Origin of the sequence: Campylobacter sp. JH32 (assembly GCF_017846535.1) — a bacterium.
Lineage (GTDB): Bacteria > Campylobacterota > Campylobacteria > Campylobacterales > Campylobacteraceae > Campylobacter_D > Campylobacter_D coli.
The window spans coordinates 33,793-48,561 of sequence record NZ_JAEQBS010000004.1 but is presented as its reverse complement, the minus strand read 5'-3'; the positions used below and the strand labels follow the sequence as shown (position 1 = coordinate 48,561).

The window sequence follows — 14,769 nt, the reverse complement described above, 5'->3', positions numbered from 1 at the left end:
AATGGTCAGGCTAAAGGAATTTTTAAGTCTTAAAAATATAGAAGAAAGTCAAATTTATAAAGAATTAAAGTGTTCAAAGAATGAAGCTTTGATTTTGAGAGAACTTTGTAAAAATTATGTCATTTCCATATCTTCTATCAATGCTTTTACTTTATTGACAGGAATTTTTGGTAGTGAAAAATATTCGTATTTAGATACTTTAGAGGATTTAAAAAGGCTTATTGAAAGAGGTTTTGTAAATCAAAATTCTGGCTTTTTTAAAAATATAGAAAGCAATAAAAGCCAAAATTTAATTCTTAGTTTATTGCAAAGCGAGTTGAGTTTAAGTGAGTATTTTTTAGAATTTTTAGAAGCCAAGCCTCGTTTAAATTTGGATAAAAAAGAAGCTTATGGAGAGTATTTAGAATATTTAAAAGATGAATTTATGCGAGTTGAACTGTATGAGAGATTGAGTTTTATACGTTCAAGCACATATAGTGACGAACTTAAAGCACAAATCAAGCTTTATGAAAAACATATTAAAGAAAGACTTAAGAAAAGTAAATTTTATAATATTTTAGCAGATATTTTTAAAGAGTATAGTCTTGAGTATAAAGAGCAGATTATTTTTCTAGCTCTTCTTAAAGAAGAATATACACTAAGCAATGAAAACTCAGTATCTAGAGAGATGAATTCTTTACTTTCTTTAGTCAGTGAAAATGATTTAGAAAAGCATAAAAATAAAAGTTTATTGCAAGAAAATGCTCCTCTTCTTAATTTAATAGAATATGATGAATACTTAAATGCCTTTGGTGATATTTCTAAGAGTTTTTTTATTACAGATGAAATTTTACAAAGAATTATAAATTTCGAGCCAAAACAAAATAAAAAAATTAAAATCGAAAATGTTTTAAAAGAGCAAGATATTTTTGAGCTTATAGAGCCAAGTATAGATATAAATGATATTATCATGCCTCAAAATACTAAAGAGCTTTTGGAAAATATCTTAAAACAACAAGATAAAAAAGTACTTGAAAGGCTAAATTCTTGGGGGATAAAGAGCAATAAAAATATAGAAGCAAAGATTATTTTTTATGGACCTGCTGGAACGGGGAAAACGATGTCAGCCCTAGCTATGGCAAAATCGATGAAAAAAACAGTGCTTAGCTTTGATTGTTCTAAAATTTTAAGTAAATGGGTGGGTGAGAGCGAACAAAATGTAAGGAAAATTTTTGATACTTACAAAAACATAGTTCAAACTTGCAAACAAAGTCCTATATTGCTTTTAAATGAAGCTGATCAGTTTTTAAGCACAAGGGTTGAAAGCAGTAGCGGAAGTGATAAGATGCATAATCAAATGCAAAATATTTTTTTAGAGCAAATTGAGCGTTTTAATGGTGTTATCATTGCTACAACTAACTTTTTAGAAAGTTTAGACAGTGCTTTTTCGAGAAGATTTGATTATAAGATTGAATTTAAAAAGCCTGATTTTAAAGATAGGCTTAAAATGTGGGAGAAATTTTTACCTAGAAAAGCATCCTTTGAAAAAGCATTTGATGTTAATCTTTTAGCAAATTACGAATTAAGTGGAGCGCAAATTTTAATGGTTGTTAAAAATACTGCTTTGAAGGTAGCTGTGACTGAAGATGGAGTATTTAAAATGCAAGATTTTATAGAGAGTATACAAAAAGAATTAAATTCTAGTTTTGATAAAAGCAAAATTGTCGGTTTTTAAGCTTTTTTAAATTTGAAAAATTTTAAATAGCGTATCATAAAATAAACAAGGCTAAGCATCAAAGCACTCCATTCCCAAAACATAGGAACTTTAGGGCTTAAAAAATAATGATAACTTGCTAAAACCAAGCATACATAACCTAACTTTCTTATCTTTTCAATTCTTTTAAAAAATCTAAAAGAGCTTAAAAACATAAAAAAGATGATGATAAAAGCAAAAAAACCACTCGCTTCCAATAAACGATGAGAGATATCATCAAAAAGTCTTAAAAAATTTGCATTTCTATCAAAGATAAAATAATTTAAAAAATGTAAAAATGCCCAAAATGCAGCAAATATTCCTAGTAGCTTAGGATAGCTTTTGGTTTTTTTAAATTTGCATAAAGAAAACAAAAGGCTTAAATTTAAAAAAAATAAAGCAAAAACTCCTGTATAAATATAAGCCTCTTTGACAAAATCAAAGGCTTTTAATATATGATAAAAGCCATAAATCAAGCTTGCTAAAAAAGCAAAATAGGCAAGAAATTTAAAGTATTTAGTGCGCATTAATAATTTGCCTTTAAATCCATGCCCGCATAAAGACTTGCTACTTCTTTTTCATAGCCATTAAACATTAAAGTAGGTTTGGTAAAAAAGTCTCCTAAAGCCCTTTCGTTAGCTTGCGACCATCTAGGATGGGATACATTAGGGTTGACATTGGCATAAAAGCCATATTCATTTGGAGCATATTTTTCCCAAGTGCCAATAGGCTGCTCTTTTACAAATTCGATTTTAACTATGGATTTAATACTTTTAAATCCATATTTCCAAGGTACAACAAGGCGGATTGGTGCTCCATTTTGTGGTTTTAAAGCCTTTTTATACATACCCACTGCAAGTAGAGTGAGTGGATGCATAGCCTCATCCATACGTAAGCCTTCCACATAAGGATACTCAACAGTTGGAAACAAAGCATCTTGATCGGGGAATTGGTTTTTATCCAAAAGAGTGGTAAATTTAATGAATTTTGCCTCGCTAGTTGGTTTTGCCATATCGATTAAACGGCGTAGTTCAAAACCTACCCAAGGCACTACCATAGACCAAGTTTCAACACAGCGAAAACGATAAATTCTTTCTTCTAAAGGAAATTTTAAAATATCCTCCATGCTAAGAGTGAAAGGCTTTTCTATTTCCCCGCTTATATCGATTTTCCAATTTTGAGTATTAAAATTTTGCGCTAAAGATACTGCCTTTCTTTTATCCGTTGAAAATTCATAAAAATTGATATAGTTTGTTGCAAGTTCTTCATTGCTAATTTCAAGTTTATTTGCATTTGTATCATTTATAAAATTTAAAGCAGAAAGTTTGGAAACAATTAAAGAAGAGCCGATTAAAGCTCCTGCTCCAAGTTTAAAAAAATCTCTTCTTTGTTTATAAAGTTTCTCAGGCGTTACAATCATAATTTTTCCTTATTAAAAATTTTTATTATTAAACTATAACAATGTTAATATAGGATTAATTTTATATGATTTTTTCAAGCTCTATATTGTAAAATATTTCTTCACAAAATTCTTTATAATGATTGAGTAGTTTAACTCTTGAAACTTCTTGCATTAGAATTTTAAATTCTAAATTTTTTATTTTTTTAAGTTCATCTTTAAGCTCTTCATCCTTTGGAAATAATAGAAAATATTCTTTAAAGATGAGCTCATAAATTTCAAAAGCTCCATCGATAAGATAGTTAATTGCTTTATCAAGGTGTCGATTAGAATCCTTAAAATTTAAAGGATTTAAAACCATAAAACAAAGATGAATCATAGCAAGATGAAAATATTGAAGACATTTTTCAGGCAGTGTAAAGAAATCATTTTTTTGAAAATTTTGTAAATTGTTAAAGTCAGAATTGATAAAATGACAGCCAAAACAGTCATTGATATTTGAAATCAAATTTTTAATTTTTTGCTCTTCATCAAGTTTTTTTCTAAAGGCTACAAAATAAGCCAAGGCTTTATAAAATCTCTGAAAAAATTCAATATGTTTGTGTTCTCTTAAGCAAATAAGACTCAAATCTTTTGGAGAAGTGGAGTATTCTTGCATATAATTATGAACTTTAAGAGCAATTTTGTTTCTCACTCCGAGTAAAAAATTTAAGTCTTTTTGTTTTAAAATTTGATGATAAAAAAATATAAAATCTTTAATCAAGCTTTTATGATTTTTTTCAAATAATGAAATTTGAAAATCTACGCTAATAAATTGATTATAAAGATTAAAATAATCACATTCTAATTGCTGATAATTCAATATTTTATCCCGCACTTAGTATAAAATTCTTTCAAAGCTTGTTCTTTATCAGGCTGAGTTTTGATCCATTCTTCAAAATGATTGCACATATCCCATTCTTTTTGCTGCATTGCTTCATAATTTTGCTCTATATCATTTTCGCTTATATTTTTTCTGTGTATTTTGTCTAAAATTTTTTCACATACAGCTCTAGGATTTTCATTTTTATATATAGGTCTTCCCACAACGATATAATCACTTAAATTTTCTCTAGCCATTGTAAGATTAGCAACGCGTTTTTGATCATCACTTGCTTCCCCAAAAGGACGAATTCCAGGAGTGAGGGTTAAGAAATTTGAATTTGTATGTTCTTTAATTTTTTTACTTTCAAAAACCGAACATACCATACCATCAAGTCCATTTTGATAAGACATTTTTGAAAAATGAATCACAGCTTCATCGATGTTTTGCTTATAAATGCTGTAAAAATTTTCTTCATCAAAGCTAGTAAGTGCTGAAACTGCTAACACCAAGGGTCTTTTATTGAAGCGATTGAGTCTAGACATCACTTCTTGCATAGCGACTTTTCCAGCACTTGCATGGATATTAATCATATCAACGCCAAGTTTTGAAATTTCCTCGCAAGCATCTGCCATGGTATTAGGAATATCATGAATTTTAAGATCGAGAAAAATTTTATATTCATCGATTTTTTTAAGTTCTTCTATGAATTTAAAGCCATCTCTTAAATAGGCTCTTAAACCCACTTTTAGCCAAAGATCTAAACCTTTTAATTCTTTAGCAAGCCTTAAGCACTCTTCTTTGGTGGCAAGATCAAGAGCTACGCAGAGTTTCATTGTTTTGCCTTAACAAGAGTATCTAAAACCCCATTGATAAATTTTGGAGAATTATCATTAGCAAGTTCTTTAGCAAGTTCTATAGCTTCATTAATCACTATGGCATTAGGCGTGTCTGTAAAAAGCAATTCATAGGCACCAAGTCGCAGTATGGCTCTTTCGATATGTCCTAATTTTTCAATTTCATTTTCGTTAAGGTAGGGGTTTAAATTCTTATCTATATCATCAAGATTTTTTATAATTCCTTCGTATAAACTCAGTGTGAAATTTTTTTGCTCGTTGCGGATTTTTTTTTCATTGAGAAATTCATCAATAAAATTTTCATTTTTTTCATTCATTTCTAGGGCATAAAGCAAAGAAATCACACTTTGTCTTACTTGGTGACGCGTTGCCATTAAAATTCCTTGCTTAAATTTAGCATTTCAATAACAGTTGTCATTGCTTCAAAGCCTTTATTTCCTGCTTTGCTTCCCGCTCTTTCTATGGCTTGTTCTATAGTATCAGTTGTTAAAACTCCAAAGCTTACAGGGATATTGTGGTTTAAACTTACATTGGCAATGCCCTTAGTGGTTTCTGCCGAAACATAATCAAAATGCGGAGTTGAGCCACGAATGACCGCACCCACACAACAAATCGCATCAAATTTTTTACTTTCTATAGCTTTTTTTAAAGCAAAAGGAAGTTCAAAAGCGCCTGGAACAAGTATAAGGCTAAGATTTTCTTCTTTGCCACCATGTCTTAAAAAAGCATCTCTTGCACCTTCTACAAGGCGATCGGTGATGATGTGATTAAATCTTGCATTGATGATAGCAATTTTGGTATTTGAGTCTAAATTTAATTTTCCTTCAATGATAGTCATATTATTTTCCTTCAATGATATTTTGAATTTCTAAAAGTGTTTTTACACAAGCTTTAAGACGATTAAGATCAAGCATATTAGGCCCATCGCATAAAGCTTCGCAAGGATTAGTATGTGTTTCAAAGAAAAAGCCATCTACTCCTACAGCTGCTGCTGCTCTTGCTAAAGGCTCTACAAATTCGCTTTTTCCTCCACTACTTCCCCCTGCAGCTCCTGGCATTTGCACACTATGAGTAGCGTCAAATATAACAGGAGCAAATTCACGCATGATAACCAAAGATCTCATATCCACGACTAAATTTCCATAGCCAAAGCTAGCTCCTCTTTCAGCTACAAAAATACCATTTTTATCAGCTACTTCATAGCCTTCTTCTTCTATACCGCGTGTTTGAAGTACTTTTTTGACACTGTATTTAATATCGCTTGGGTTAAGAAATTGCCCTTTTTTAATATTTACTTTCGCCTTTGTTTTGGCTGCTGCGACTAGCAGATCAGTTTGTCTGCATAAAAAAGCAGGAATTTGTAAAACATCAACCACCTCGCTTACGGGTGCTGCTTGCGTGCTTTCGTGTATGTCAGTTAAGATTTTCATACCGAATTCATTTTTTACACTTTGTAAAACTTTCAATCCTTCTTCAAGACCAGGGCCTCTAAAAGAATTAATACTTGTACGATTTGCTTTGTCAAAGCTTGATTTAAAATAAAATTCTATATTTTCATTTTCATTAAATTCTTGTAAATTCTGTGCTACTTTAAAAACCAAATCCTTATTTTCAATGACGCAAGGACCGGCAATGAGTATCATTTTTTTCATTTTTTTCCTTTGTTTTTAACCAAAATTATTCCACCAAAAATAATGCCTATTATACCTAAAAAAACCATAGCACTTGGTAAATCATCACCCAAAATTATACCCACTACCATACTAAAGACTACATCAAGATAGCTTACACCTGCTACAACACCTGCTTGTTTGGCTATGCCATAAGCTTTGGTTACATGAATTTGATAAATAGTGCCCAAGGCTCCCATGACAGCAATGATAAGCCAAGCTGTAAGGCTAGGCATGACAAAAGGTGCTAAAATAAAATCCAAATGCAAAGAATCAAGATGTTTTGGCTCAAAAAATTCAGCACCTATCATAGAGATTAAAGGCATTAAAGCCCCCAAAAGGATAAAAGAAAATGCAATTTGTTCTGTAGTGTAAAATTTTCTAAGCTCTCTTACACTTGTAAGAGCCAAGGCTGCTAAAAATCCACTCATAACACCTATGATAGAATTTTTTAAATCAAAACCCGAATGAGTTGAACTATCCGCCCAAGGTTGCGCAATTAAAAGCACCCCGCTAAATGCGATTAAAATCCCCAGCCATCCCTTGGCTCCGATATTTTCTTTAAAAATAATAAAAGCTATTAAAGTGATGAAAATTGGAGCAGTTTTTTGAAAAGCAAAAGCACCCCCTAGGGTAATATTTGAAACATTGTAAAAAAACATATAAAGCGAAAGTGTTCCTGTTACCCCGCGAAAGACTAAAAGCCAAAAATGTCCTCCTTCTTTGTGAACTTTTGAGCGTTTTAGTAGATAAACTATAAACAATACGCCGATGATATTTCTAAAAAACATAATTTCAATCGAACTCATTTCTTTGCTAAGAATTTTCGCACAAGCTCCCATAAGTGCAAAATCTAAGCACGCTAAAATCATAAAATAAATTCCTAAATTATGTTTGATGACTTTTAGCATCTTTTTTCCTTGATTAAATTATGGTTAATTCTAGTCTTTTTTTGCTTAATATTAAGGCAAATTTTATATAATTTTTTAAAAAAATATACATTAAAAATTTTTATTAGGTAAACAAATGCAAAGCATCATACTTATAGGTAAGCCAAATGTTGGAAAATCAAGTTTATTTAACAGAATGGCAAGGCAAAGAATAGCTATTACAAGTGAAATTTCAGGTACTACAAGAGATACCAATAAAACAGAAGTTTTTATAAATTCTAAAAAAGCCCTATTGATTGATAGTGGTGGTCTTGATGAAAGCAATGAGCTTTTTAAAAATGTTAAAAAAAACACTCTAAAAATTGCAAAACAAAGTGATATTATCCTTTATTTGGTTGATGGAAAACTAAGTCCCGATGATGAAGATAGGCAATTTTTTCATTCTTTAAAAAAATTAGGAAAGCCTATTGCTCTAGTAATCAACAAAGTGGATAATAAAAAAGATGAAGAAAGATCGTGGGAATTTGCTAATTTTGGTGTAAAAGAGGTTTTTAATCTTTCTGTTACTCATAATATAGGGCTAGATGAGCTTTATAATTGGCTTGAGAACTTTTTAGATGAACAATTTTTAATCCCTGATGAGGAAGAAAATTTAGAAGATTTTTTAGAACATTATGAAGAGGGAAAAGAATTTCAGTTTAAAGAACTCGATCAAAATTATATCAGAGTGGGTATAGTAGGGCGTGTTAATGTCGGAAAGTCAAGCCTTTTAAATGCTTTGGTAAAACAAGAGCGCAGTGTGGTGAGTTCTATTGCGGGAACGACAATTGATCCTGTTAATGAAAGCATAGTTTATAAGGATAAAGTGATAGAATTTGTTGATACTGCAGGTATTAGAAAGCGAGGTAAAATTCAAGGGCTTGAGCGTTTTGCATTAAACCGCACAGAAAAGATTTTATCTAATTCTCAAATCGCACTTTTGGTTTTAGATGCCAATGAAGGTTTTAACGAGCTTGATGAAAGGATAGCTGGACTTGCAGCAAAGCATTATTTGGGCGTGATTATTGTATTAAATAAATGGGATAAAACTGAATTTGAATTTGATAAAGTGGTAAAGGAATTAAAACTTGATCGCTTTAAATTTTTAGCTTATGCGCCCGTTGTCAGTGTTTCTGCTTTGAGTGGAAAAAGAGTACATGTTTTATTAGAAAAAATTTTAGAAGTCTTTACTAATTTTACACAAAAAATTCCAACCTCAAAACTTAATGATTTAATCGCAAGTGCGACTAAGGCTCATCCTTTACCGCATGATTATGGAAAATTGGTAAAAATTTATTATGCAGTGCAGTATGATTTAGCACCTCCTAAAATCGCACTTATTATGAATAGACCTAAGGCTTTGCATTTTAGTTATAAGCGTTATTTACAAAATCAAATCAGAAAAGAATTTAACTTTGAAGGTGTTCCTTTAGTCATTGCTTCGCGCAAAAAAGGAAGCAAGGAAAATGATGAAAGTTAAAAATATTATTTTTATTGGTTTTATGGGTAGTGGAAAAAGTACTATAGCTAGAGCTTTGGCTAAGGATTTAGATCTTGTTTTTTTAGATAGTGATGGTTTGATTGAGATGAAATTTGATCAAAAAATCAGTGAAATTTTTAAAGAAAAGGGCGAGGCTTTTTTTAGACAAGAAGAGCAAAAAGTAGCAAATTTTCTTTGCTCTTGTAATGGAGCTTCTATAGCTAGTGGCGGAGGTTTTATACATGTTTTGGATTTTGATAAAATAGGTTTTTGTATTTATTTAAAAGCAAGTTTTGAATATCTAAAAAAGCGTTTAAGCGAGAATGAAATTGCTAAAAGACCTTTATTTTATGATGAAGTTCAAGCAAAAAGATTATATAATGAGCGTCTAAATAAATACGAGCAAAAAGCGAATTTGATTTTAGATGTTGAAAATAAAAGCATTGATGAGCTTGTGATAGAAATAAAAAAGGTGATAAAATGAGAGTATTAACAGGACTTCAGCCAAGTGGAGATTTGCACATAGGTAATTATTTTGGTGCTATAAGGCAAATGGTGGAGGCTCAAGAAAAAAGTGAAATGTTTATGTTTATAGCAAATTATCATGCTATGACTTCAAGTCAAGATGGAAAGAAATTAGAGCAAAATTCACTCAAAGCCGCTGCGGCTTTTTTAAGTCTTGGTATAGATCCGCAAAAAAGTGTTTTTTGGTTGCAAAGCGATGTAAAAGAAGTAATGGAGCTTTATTGGATTTTATCTCAATTTACTCCTATGGGTTTATTAGAGCGCGCTCATAGTTACAAAGATAAGGTGGCTAAGGGTTTGAGTGCGTCACATGGACTTTTTTCTTATCCTGTTTTAATGGCAGCAGATATTTTGCTTTTCGATACTCAACTTGTGCCAGTAGGTAAGGATCAAATTCAGCATGTTGAAATAGCTCGCGATATTGCCTTAAAAGTAAATAATGAATGGGGTGAAATTTTTACCTTGCCCGAAGCCAAGATAAATGAAGAGGTAGCTGTAGTCGTAGGAACTGATGGGGCCAAAATGAGTAAATCTTATCAAAATACCATAGATATATTTGCTAGTCAAAAGGCTTTAAAAAAGCAAATTTCTTCCATAGTCACAGACAGTACAGCCTTAGAAGATCCTAAGGATTATCAAAATTGTAATGTTTTTAAAATCGCAAAATTATTTTTAAATGAAGTAGAGCAAAAAGAATTGCAGGCTCGCTATGAAAAAGGTGGTGAGGGTTATGGACATTTTAAAATGTACTTAAATGATCTTGTCAATGAATACTTCAAAGAAGCAAGAATGAAATACGATGAGTTGTTAGAAAAACCTTCGCATTTAAAAGAAATTTTAGAATTGGGTGCAAGCAAGGCTAGGAAAATTGCTCAAGAAAAAATGCAAAAAATTTATGAAAAAATAGGACTTTAAGGAGTAAAAATGCTTGATTTGAAAAATTTACAAAATAATTTCGATGAGGTTGCTAAAAAGCTACAAAATAAAAAAGTAGATGAAAATATATTAAAAAATCTTGCCGAGCTTTTTACAAATTTGAAAAAAGAAAAAGCGAGTTTGGAAGAATTTCAAGCTTTTCAGAATAAATTCAGTAAAGAACTAGCCACTGCAGAAGATAAGGAAAGTTTGAAGGCAAAACTCAGTGAAAATAAAATTAAAATCAATGAGCAAAATGCAAAAGTAAATGCTTTGGAAAATGAGTTAGAAACCATTGCTCATGCTATTCCAAATATCCCTGATGAATGCGTTCCTGTGGGTGAAGATGAGGAAGAAAATGTTGAAATAAAAAAAGTTTTAACACCCCCTCAATTTGATTTTACTCCAAAAGAACACCATGATTTAGGAGAGAGTTTAAACTGGCTTGATTTTGTGCGAGGGGTAAAAATTTCACAAAGCCGTTTTTGTGTGCTTAAAAATGAAGGAGCTTTGCTAAGCCGTGCTTTGGTAAATTATATGATAGATTTTAACCGAAGTCGTGGGTTTGAATTTGTAAATGTGCCTTTTTTGGTAAATAGTCCTACGATGTTTGGCACAGGACAGCTTCCTAAATTTAAAGATGATATGTATAAGATAGAGGATGAGGATTTGTATTTAATCTCAACTTCTGAAATTCCTGTGACAAATCTTTATAGTGGAGAAATTTTAACGAGTGAAAGTTTGCCTATTAAAATGACTTGCTATAGTGCTTGTTTTAGAAAAGAAGCAGGAAGTGCAGGGCGTGACACAAGAGGCATTATCCGTCAGCATCAATTTGAAAAAGTAGAGCTTGTGAGCATTACCAAACCTGAACAAAGTGACAGTATTTTTAATGAAATGGTAGAATGTGCAAGTGATTTACTCAGCTCTTTAGGTTTAGCTCATAGACATTTGATGCTTTGTACCGGAGATCTAGGTTTTAGCGCGGCAAAGACTATAGATCTTGAGGTATGGATACCATCGCAAAATAAATATCGCGAAATCAGTTCTGTTTCTAATTGTCGTGATTTTCAAGCAAGGCGTGCAAAAATTCGCTATAAAAATGAAAAAGGGAAAAATGAATTAGTTCATACTTTAAATGGCTCTTCTTTAGCAGTAGGTAGAACTTTGGTTGCTATTATGGAAAATTATCAAGATAAAGAGGGTAGAATTCAAATTCCTGATGTATTGAAAAAATATTTTTAAAGAGTATAAATGGCAGATAAAGAAGATATAGTTCTTGAAAAACCCGAAGATACTTTAAATGAACCAAGACTTGATGAAAGTTTGGGTGAATTTAAAGGGCAGGAAGGTCAGGCTCCTGAGGATGAAGAATTTGCATCTTTACCAGAGGAATTGCCTAGGGAAAATAGTGATGGCGGTTTTAAATTTACAAGAGAAAGCGCACCGGAGGAATCATCGACTTTTGAAGAGGTGAAAGAAGATGAGCCTACTCCGTGGTATAAAGATCGTAAATTTATGTCTCTTGTGGGCTTGTCTTTGGGAATCATTTGTATTTTGGTATTTACTTTATTTTATTTAACTTTTAATGAAGGGAAGGTTAAGCCCGATATTATCGCATCAAAGCCTATTGAACAGCCTGTGGTTATGCCTGATGAATCCTATAATTATAATGATATGACAAGAGTTGATGGGATGATACAAAAGGCAAATGCGCTTTATTTAAAGGGTGAAGTGGAGCAAGCTTTGAAGGTTTATGAGCAAATTGCCGTTTATAATGAATCTTTGTCTAATTATAACCTAGGGGTTTCTCAAATGAATGAGGGTAAATTTGATGAAGCCTTTGATAGTTTTAAAAAGGCAATAGCTAATGGAGAAAATCAAAGTGTGGCAGCTATTAATGCTGCTGTTTGCGCTTTAAAGCTTAATGATAAGGAAAAATTTAAATATTATATAGATTTAGCGCAAGTTTATCTTCCTAAAGAAGGAAAATCTAAATTGTATGATTATTATTTGGCTTTAATTAATTATTATAAGGGTTATTATCCCGAAGCTTTGCAAATGCTTCAACGCGTAAATTCGGAACCTTACACAGATGTAGCTAAATATTTATCCGCTAAAATTTATGCAAAGATGGATTTTGATGCAAAATCTGTTCAACAATTAAATACTCAAGGAAGTTTTGAACCTAGCCTTTCTTTGGGACTTTTATATGCAAGAATGGGAGAATACGATAAGGCTAAAATAGCCTTAAATACTGCAATGAAGATCGAAAGAGATTTCAATCAAAGTCTTTCAGCTTTAACTTTAGTTGATATTAAAACAGGAGATTTTCAAGATATGTTATTGCGTTTGCAGGATACATATAGAAATGATGAAGATAAGTATAAAATTTTAGATAGATATAAGATCAAAGTTCGTTTAAATAAAGAACTCTTCAATATAGCCATAGCGCAGAGAAATTTTTCCAATGACATCCTAAAAAAACAAAAAGATCAGTTTGATTTACTTTTTTATTTTGCGCCTTATCAAGTTTTTGACTCAAAACAAGCATCACTTTATATAAAAAAAGCCAATATTACAAATTTTGTAGATGATAGTTCAGATGGTCAAAGCTATTTGGCTAGGAGTCAAGCCTTATCTTCAACTAATGTAAAAATTTCTAACATTATCAATGATGCATTAAATCAAAAATTAAGACTTGCAAATAAAGAATTCCAAGCTTTATTGGAAGATTATCCTGAACATAGTATTTTACAATACAATCTTGCTTTAACTTATGCACAAATGCAAAATTATGAACTTGCTTATAAGCATTTTTCTAGCTCTTATCATTTAAATCCTAAAAATTATTTAGCCGGTGCTTTTGCGATGTTTTGCGGAAAATTAAGTGATAATGATACAACCAAACTTTATCATGAAATTCTTGATAATATTGCAGCAGATTCAAATTTTAAAGCCAATATGCAAAAAAATATGCTATTTTTAGCTAATGGTGATTATATTTCTATGTTGCCTTATTTGGATGAGAATGGACAAAAAACACCCTTAAATCTTATTTTTGAAACTATTATTGCAAAAAATAATAATCTTAACAATCAAGTAGATGTAAGAATTGCCAAATTAAGATCAGAACTTCCGCAAGATATTGTGGCAAATATTTTGTATTTTAATTCTTTAAATTCGAATTTGAATATTAAAGAATATGCTCAAAATGCCCAAATTCATTTTAAGAATTTGCAAGTTGATTACCGCAGTGTTTTTGGAGGTTCAAATATTGCTAGGGAATTGTATGTTAATTTAATGCATATTGCAGGATTGTTAAATTTAGAAAGACAAAAATTTAAAACCTTGATTAATACCTCTAAGGTTAAAGATGAGGGTATGATACAAACTTTAGCTTATTTGGATATTTTTGCGCAGCAGTATGAGGAATCTTATGCTTTGTATAATACTCTAATCGATGAATATGGAGCAAAGGATTCTAGGACTTTGTTTTTAGCTTCTGTAGCTGCTGTGGGTGCGAATAATCCAAACTCAGCCATTGCTCTTTTGCAACTTTCAAAACTCACAGATAAGAATAATAAAGAAAGTAAGGTAGCTTTAGGTTTGCTTTATCAAGAAGTAGGTAATTACGAAGCGGCAATGACGCAGTATAGAACTTTGCCTAATGATTTTAAGAGTGAATTTTTTACTTTTGATATTAAAAATCAATAAGGTGCTTGGTATAGTCCAAACACCTTTGTCATGCTTTAAGGTCTAAAGTTTTTCCACCAAGTTCATCGATACGATCGCTAACTTTTTTTATTGTAGCTTCGATTGTATCTTGGCTGATTTGAGGAAGCTCTCCGCCCCAAATTTTTTCTGCTTGCTCAAACCCTTGTTTTATACCTTCTAGTCCCTTTTTAAGCTTTTCAACATCGTTTCCAGCACCTTTGATGACAAAATCAGCAATGCGATTTGCTGTATTGTCAATACCAAAAAATCCCTCTTCACTGATGAGCTGATTGAGTTCATCAGTATTCATTGTAAGTGGATTTTTTCCATTATAACCTAAAGACGCAAAGTCAATATCTGAAAGCATAGACTTTACAGAATTTAAATCATTGCCTCCCAAAAGATCATTAATTCCAGCTTGAGCATTGCTTGTGTTTAAAACAGTACTCATGGTTTGTTGCTGAAATTGCACAAGATAAATTTGACTAATACCCTTACCGCCAAGTGCATTGAGTTTGTCTAGGATATCTTGATTTGAATTGGCACTTTGAACATTTGTGTCTTTTGTATTCTCTGTAGCGTTACCATCTGCCTTCTTATTGCTAACTTGAGCTTGTGCCATACTAGCGACATTTGAAAAAGTATTGATTTGCATTTCTGCTCCTTTTTATAATGAGGCTAAT

15 protein-coding genes are annotated in these 14,769 nt (G+C 31.5%); 6 read left to right on the top strand and 9 right to left on the bottom strand.

What is annotated here, in order from left to right:
• Position 1 precedes the first annotated feature (1 nt).
• Positions 2-1,714: an ATP-binding protein gene (locus KAR67_RS03910; protein ID WP_002778307.1), complete on the top strand. Its 1,713-nt coding sequence runs from the start codon at positions 2-4 to the stop codon at positions 1,712-1,714.
• Here KAR67_RS03910 and KAR67_RS03905 read toward each other — a convergent pair.
• The 8 genes from KAR67_RS03905 to KAR67_RS03870 form a co-directional block, all read right to left on the bottom strand.
• Entirely contained in the window at positions 1,711-2,259 is a 549-nt protein-coding gene (locus KAR67_RS03905) for a ferric reductase-like transmembrane domain-containing protein (protein WP_002778309.1), read from the bottom strand. The genes KAR67_RS03910 and KAR67_RS03905 overlap by 4 nt on opposite strands.
• Complete coding sequence (gene msrP / locus KAR67_RS03900; protein WP_002778311.1) at positions 2,259-3,152, bottom strand: protein-methionine-sulfoxide reductase catalytic subunit MsrP; 894 nt, start codon at positions 3,150-3,152, stop codon at positions 2,259-2,261. Before msrP ends, KAR67_RS03905 begins: the two co-directional genes overlap by 1 nt.
• A gap of 61 nt (positions 3,153-3,213) precedes the next feature.
• A complete protein-coding gene (locus tag KAR67_RS03895; protein WP_002789672.1) occupies positions 3,214-3,993 on the bottom strand; it encodes a hypothetical protein in 780 nt (259 codons plus the stop codon).
• The gene (pyrF, locus tag KAR67_RS03890; protein WP_002778314.1) at positions 3,990-4,829 is read right to left on the bottom strand and encodes an orotidine-5'-phosphate decarboxylase; all 840 of its coding nucleotides are present in this window, start codon (positions 4,827-4,829) and stop codon (positions 3,990-3,992) included. The genes KAR67_RS03895 and pyrF overlap by 4 nt, the downstream gene beginning before the upstream one ends.
• Positions 4,826-5,224, bottom strand: coding sequence for a transcription antitermination factor NusB (gene nusB, locus KAR67_RS03885; RefSeq protein WP_002778316.1), 399 nt, complete (start codon positions 5,222-5,224; stop codon positions 4,826-4,828). Before nusB ends, pyrF begins: the two co-directional genes overlap by 4 nt.
• Entirely contained in the window at positions 5,224-5,688 is a 465-nt protein-coding gene (gene ribE, locus KAR67_RS03880; protein WP_002778318.1) for a 6,7-dimethyl-8-ribityllumazine synthase, read from the bottom strand. Before ribE ends, nusB begins: the two co-directional genes overlap by 1 nt.
• Before the next feature lies 1 nt (position 5,689).
• Positions 5,690-6,502 (bottom strand): 3-deoxy-8-phosphooctulonate synthase, encoded by an 813-nt coding sequence (gene kdsA / locus KAR67_RS03875; protein WP_002778320.1) that lies wholly within the window; start codon positions 6,500-6,502, stop codon positions 5,690-5,692.
• Complete coding sequence (locus KAR67_RS03870; RefSeq protein WP_002778321.1) at positions 6,499-7,431, bottom strand: DMT family transporter; 933 nt, start codon at positions 7,429-7,431, stop codon at positions 6,499-6,501. The genes kdsA and KAR67_RS03870 overlap by 4 nt, the downstream gene beginning before the upstream one ends.
• A 115-nt stretch (positions 7,432-7,546) precedes the next feature.
• Here KAR67_RS03870 and der point away from each other — a divergent pair, with 115 nt between their 5' ends.
• The 5 genes from der to KAR67_RS03845 are packed head-to-tail and all read left to right on the top strand — an operon-like array spanning position 7,547 to position 14,086.
• A complete protein-coding gene (der, locus tag KAR67_RS03865; RefSeq protein WP_002778322.1) occupies positions 7,547-8,929 on the top strand; it encodes a ribosome biogenesis GTPase Der in 1,383 nt (460 codons plus the stop codon).
• Entirely contained in the window at positions 8,919-9,413 is a 495-nt protein-coding gene (locus tag KAR67_RS03860) for a shikimate kinase (protein WP_002778323.1), read from the top strand. Before der ends, KAR67_RS03860 begins: the two co-directional genes overlap by 11 nt.
• Positions 9,410-10,369, top strand: coding sequence for a tryptophan--tRNA ligase (trpS, locus tag KAR67_RS03855; protein WP_002778324.1), 960 nt, complete (start codon positions 9,410-9,412; stop codon positions 10,367-10,369). Before KAR67_RS03860 ends, trpS begins: the two co-directional genes overlap by 4 nt.
• A gap of 9 nt (positions 10,370-10,378) precedes the next feature.
• Positions 10,379-11,614: a serine--tRNA ligase gene (serS, locus tag KAR67_RS03850; protein ID WP_002785304.1), complete on the top strand. Its 1,236-nt coding sequence runs from the start codon at positions 10,379-10,381 to the stop codon at positions 11,612-11,614.
• A gap of 9 nt (positions 11,615-11,623) precedes the next feature.
• Positions 11,624-14,086, top strand: coding sequence for a tetratricopeptide repeat protein (locus KAR67_RS03845; protein ID WP_002778326.1), 2,463 nt, complete (start codon positions 11,624-11,626; stop codon positions 14,084-14,086).
• A 28-nt stretch (positions 14,087-14,114) separates the two neighbouring features.
• On the opposite strand, the gene KAR67_RS03840 is transcribed toward KAR67_RS03845, so the two are convergent.
• A complete protein-coding gene (locus tag KAR67_RS03840; RefSeq protein WP_002780711.1) occupies positions 14,115-14,741 on the bottom strand; it encodes a hypothetical protein in 627 nt (208 codons plus the stop codon).
• Positions 14,742-14,769: the final 28 nt, after the last annotated feature.

Bases quoted from the DNA above. Each gene is read 5' to 3' on its own strand.
- serS (WP_002785304.1), top strand. From the start codon at position 10,379: ATGCTTGATTTGAAAAATTTACAAAATAATTTCGATGAGGTTGCTAAA.
- msrP (WP_002778311.1), bottom strand. From the start codon at position 3,152: ATGATTGTAACGCCTGAGAAACTTTATAAACAAAGAAGAGATTTTTTT.
- ribE (WP_002778318.1), bottom strand. From the start codon at position 5,688: ATGACTATCATTGAAGGAAAATTAAATTTAGACTCAAATACCAAAATT.
- KAR67_RS03840 (WP_002780711.1), bottom strand. From the start codon at position 14,741: ATGCAAATCAATACTTTTTCAAATGTCGCTAGTATGGCACAAGCTCAA.
- KAR67_RS03905 (WP_002778309.1), bottom strand. From the start codon at position 2,259: ATGCGCACTAAATACTTTAAATTTCTTGCCTATTTTGCTTTTTTAGCA.
- kdsA (WP_002778320.1), bottom strand. From the start codon at position 6,502: ATGAAAAAAATGATACTCATTGCCGGTCCTTGCGTCATTGAAAATAAG.
- nusB (WP_002778316.1), bottom strand. From the start codon at position 5,224: ATGGCAACGCGTCACCAAGTAAGACAAAGTGTGATTTCTTTGCTTTAT.
- KAR67_RS03870 (WP_002778321.1), bottom strand. From the start codon at position 7,431: ATGCTAAAAGTCATCAAACATAATTTAGGAATTTATTTTATGATTTTA.
- KAR67_RS03845 (WP_002778326.1), top strand. From the start codon at position 11,624: ATGGCAGATAAAGAAGATATAGTTCTTGAAAAACCCGAAGATACTTTA.
- KAR67_RS03860 (WP_002778323.1), top strand. From the start codon at position 8,919: ATGAAAGTTAAAAATATTATTTTTATTGGTTTTATGGGTAGTGGAAAA.
- der (WP_002778322.1), top strand. From the start codon at position 7,547: ATGCAAAGCATCATACTTATAGGTAAGCCAAATGTTGGAAAATCAAGT.
- pyrF (WP_002778314.1), bottom strand. From the start codon at position 4,829: ATGAAACTCTGCGTAGCTCTTGATCTTGCCACCAAAGAAGAGTGCTTA.
- KAR67_RS03910 (WP_002778307.1), top strand. From the start codon at position 2: ATGGTCAGGCTAAAGGAATTTTTAAGTCTTAAAAATATAGAAGAAAGT.
- trpS (WP_002778324.1), top strand. From the start codon at position 9,410: ATGAGAGTATTAACAGGACTTCAGCCAAGTGGAGATTTGCACATAGGT.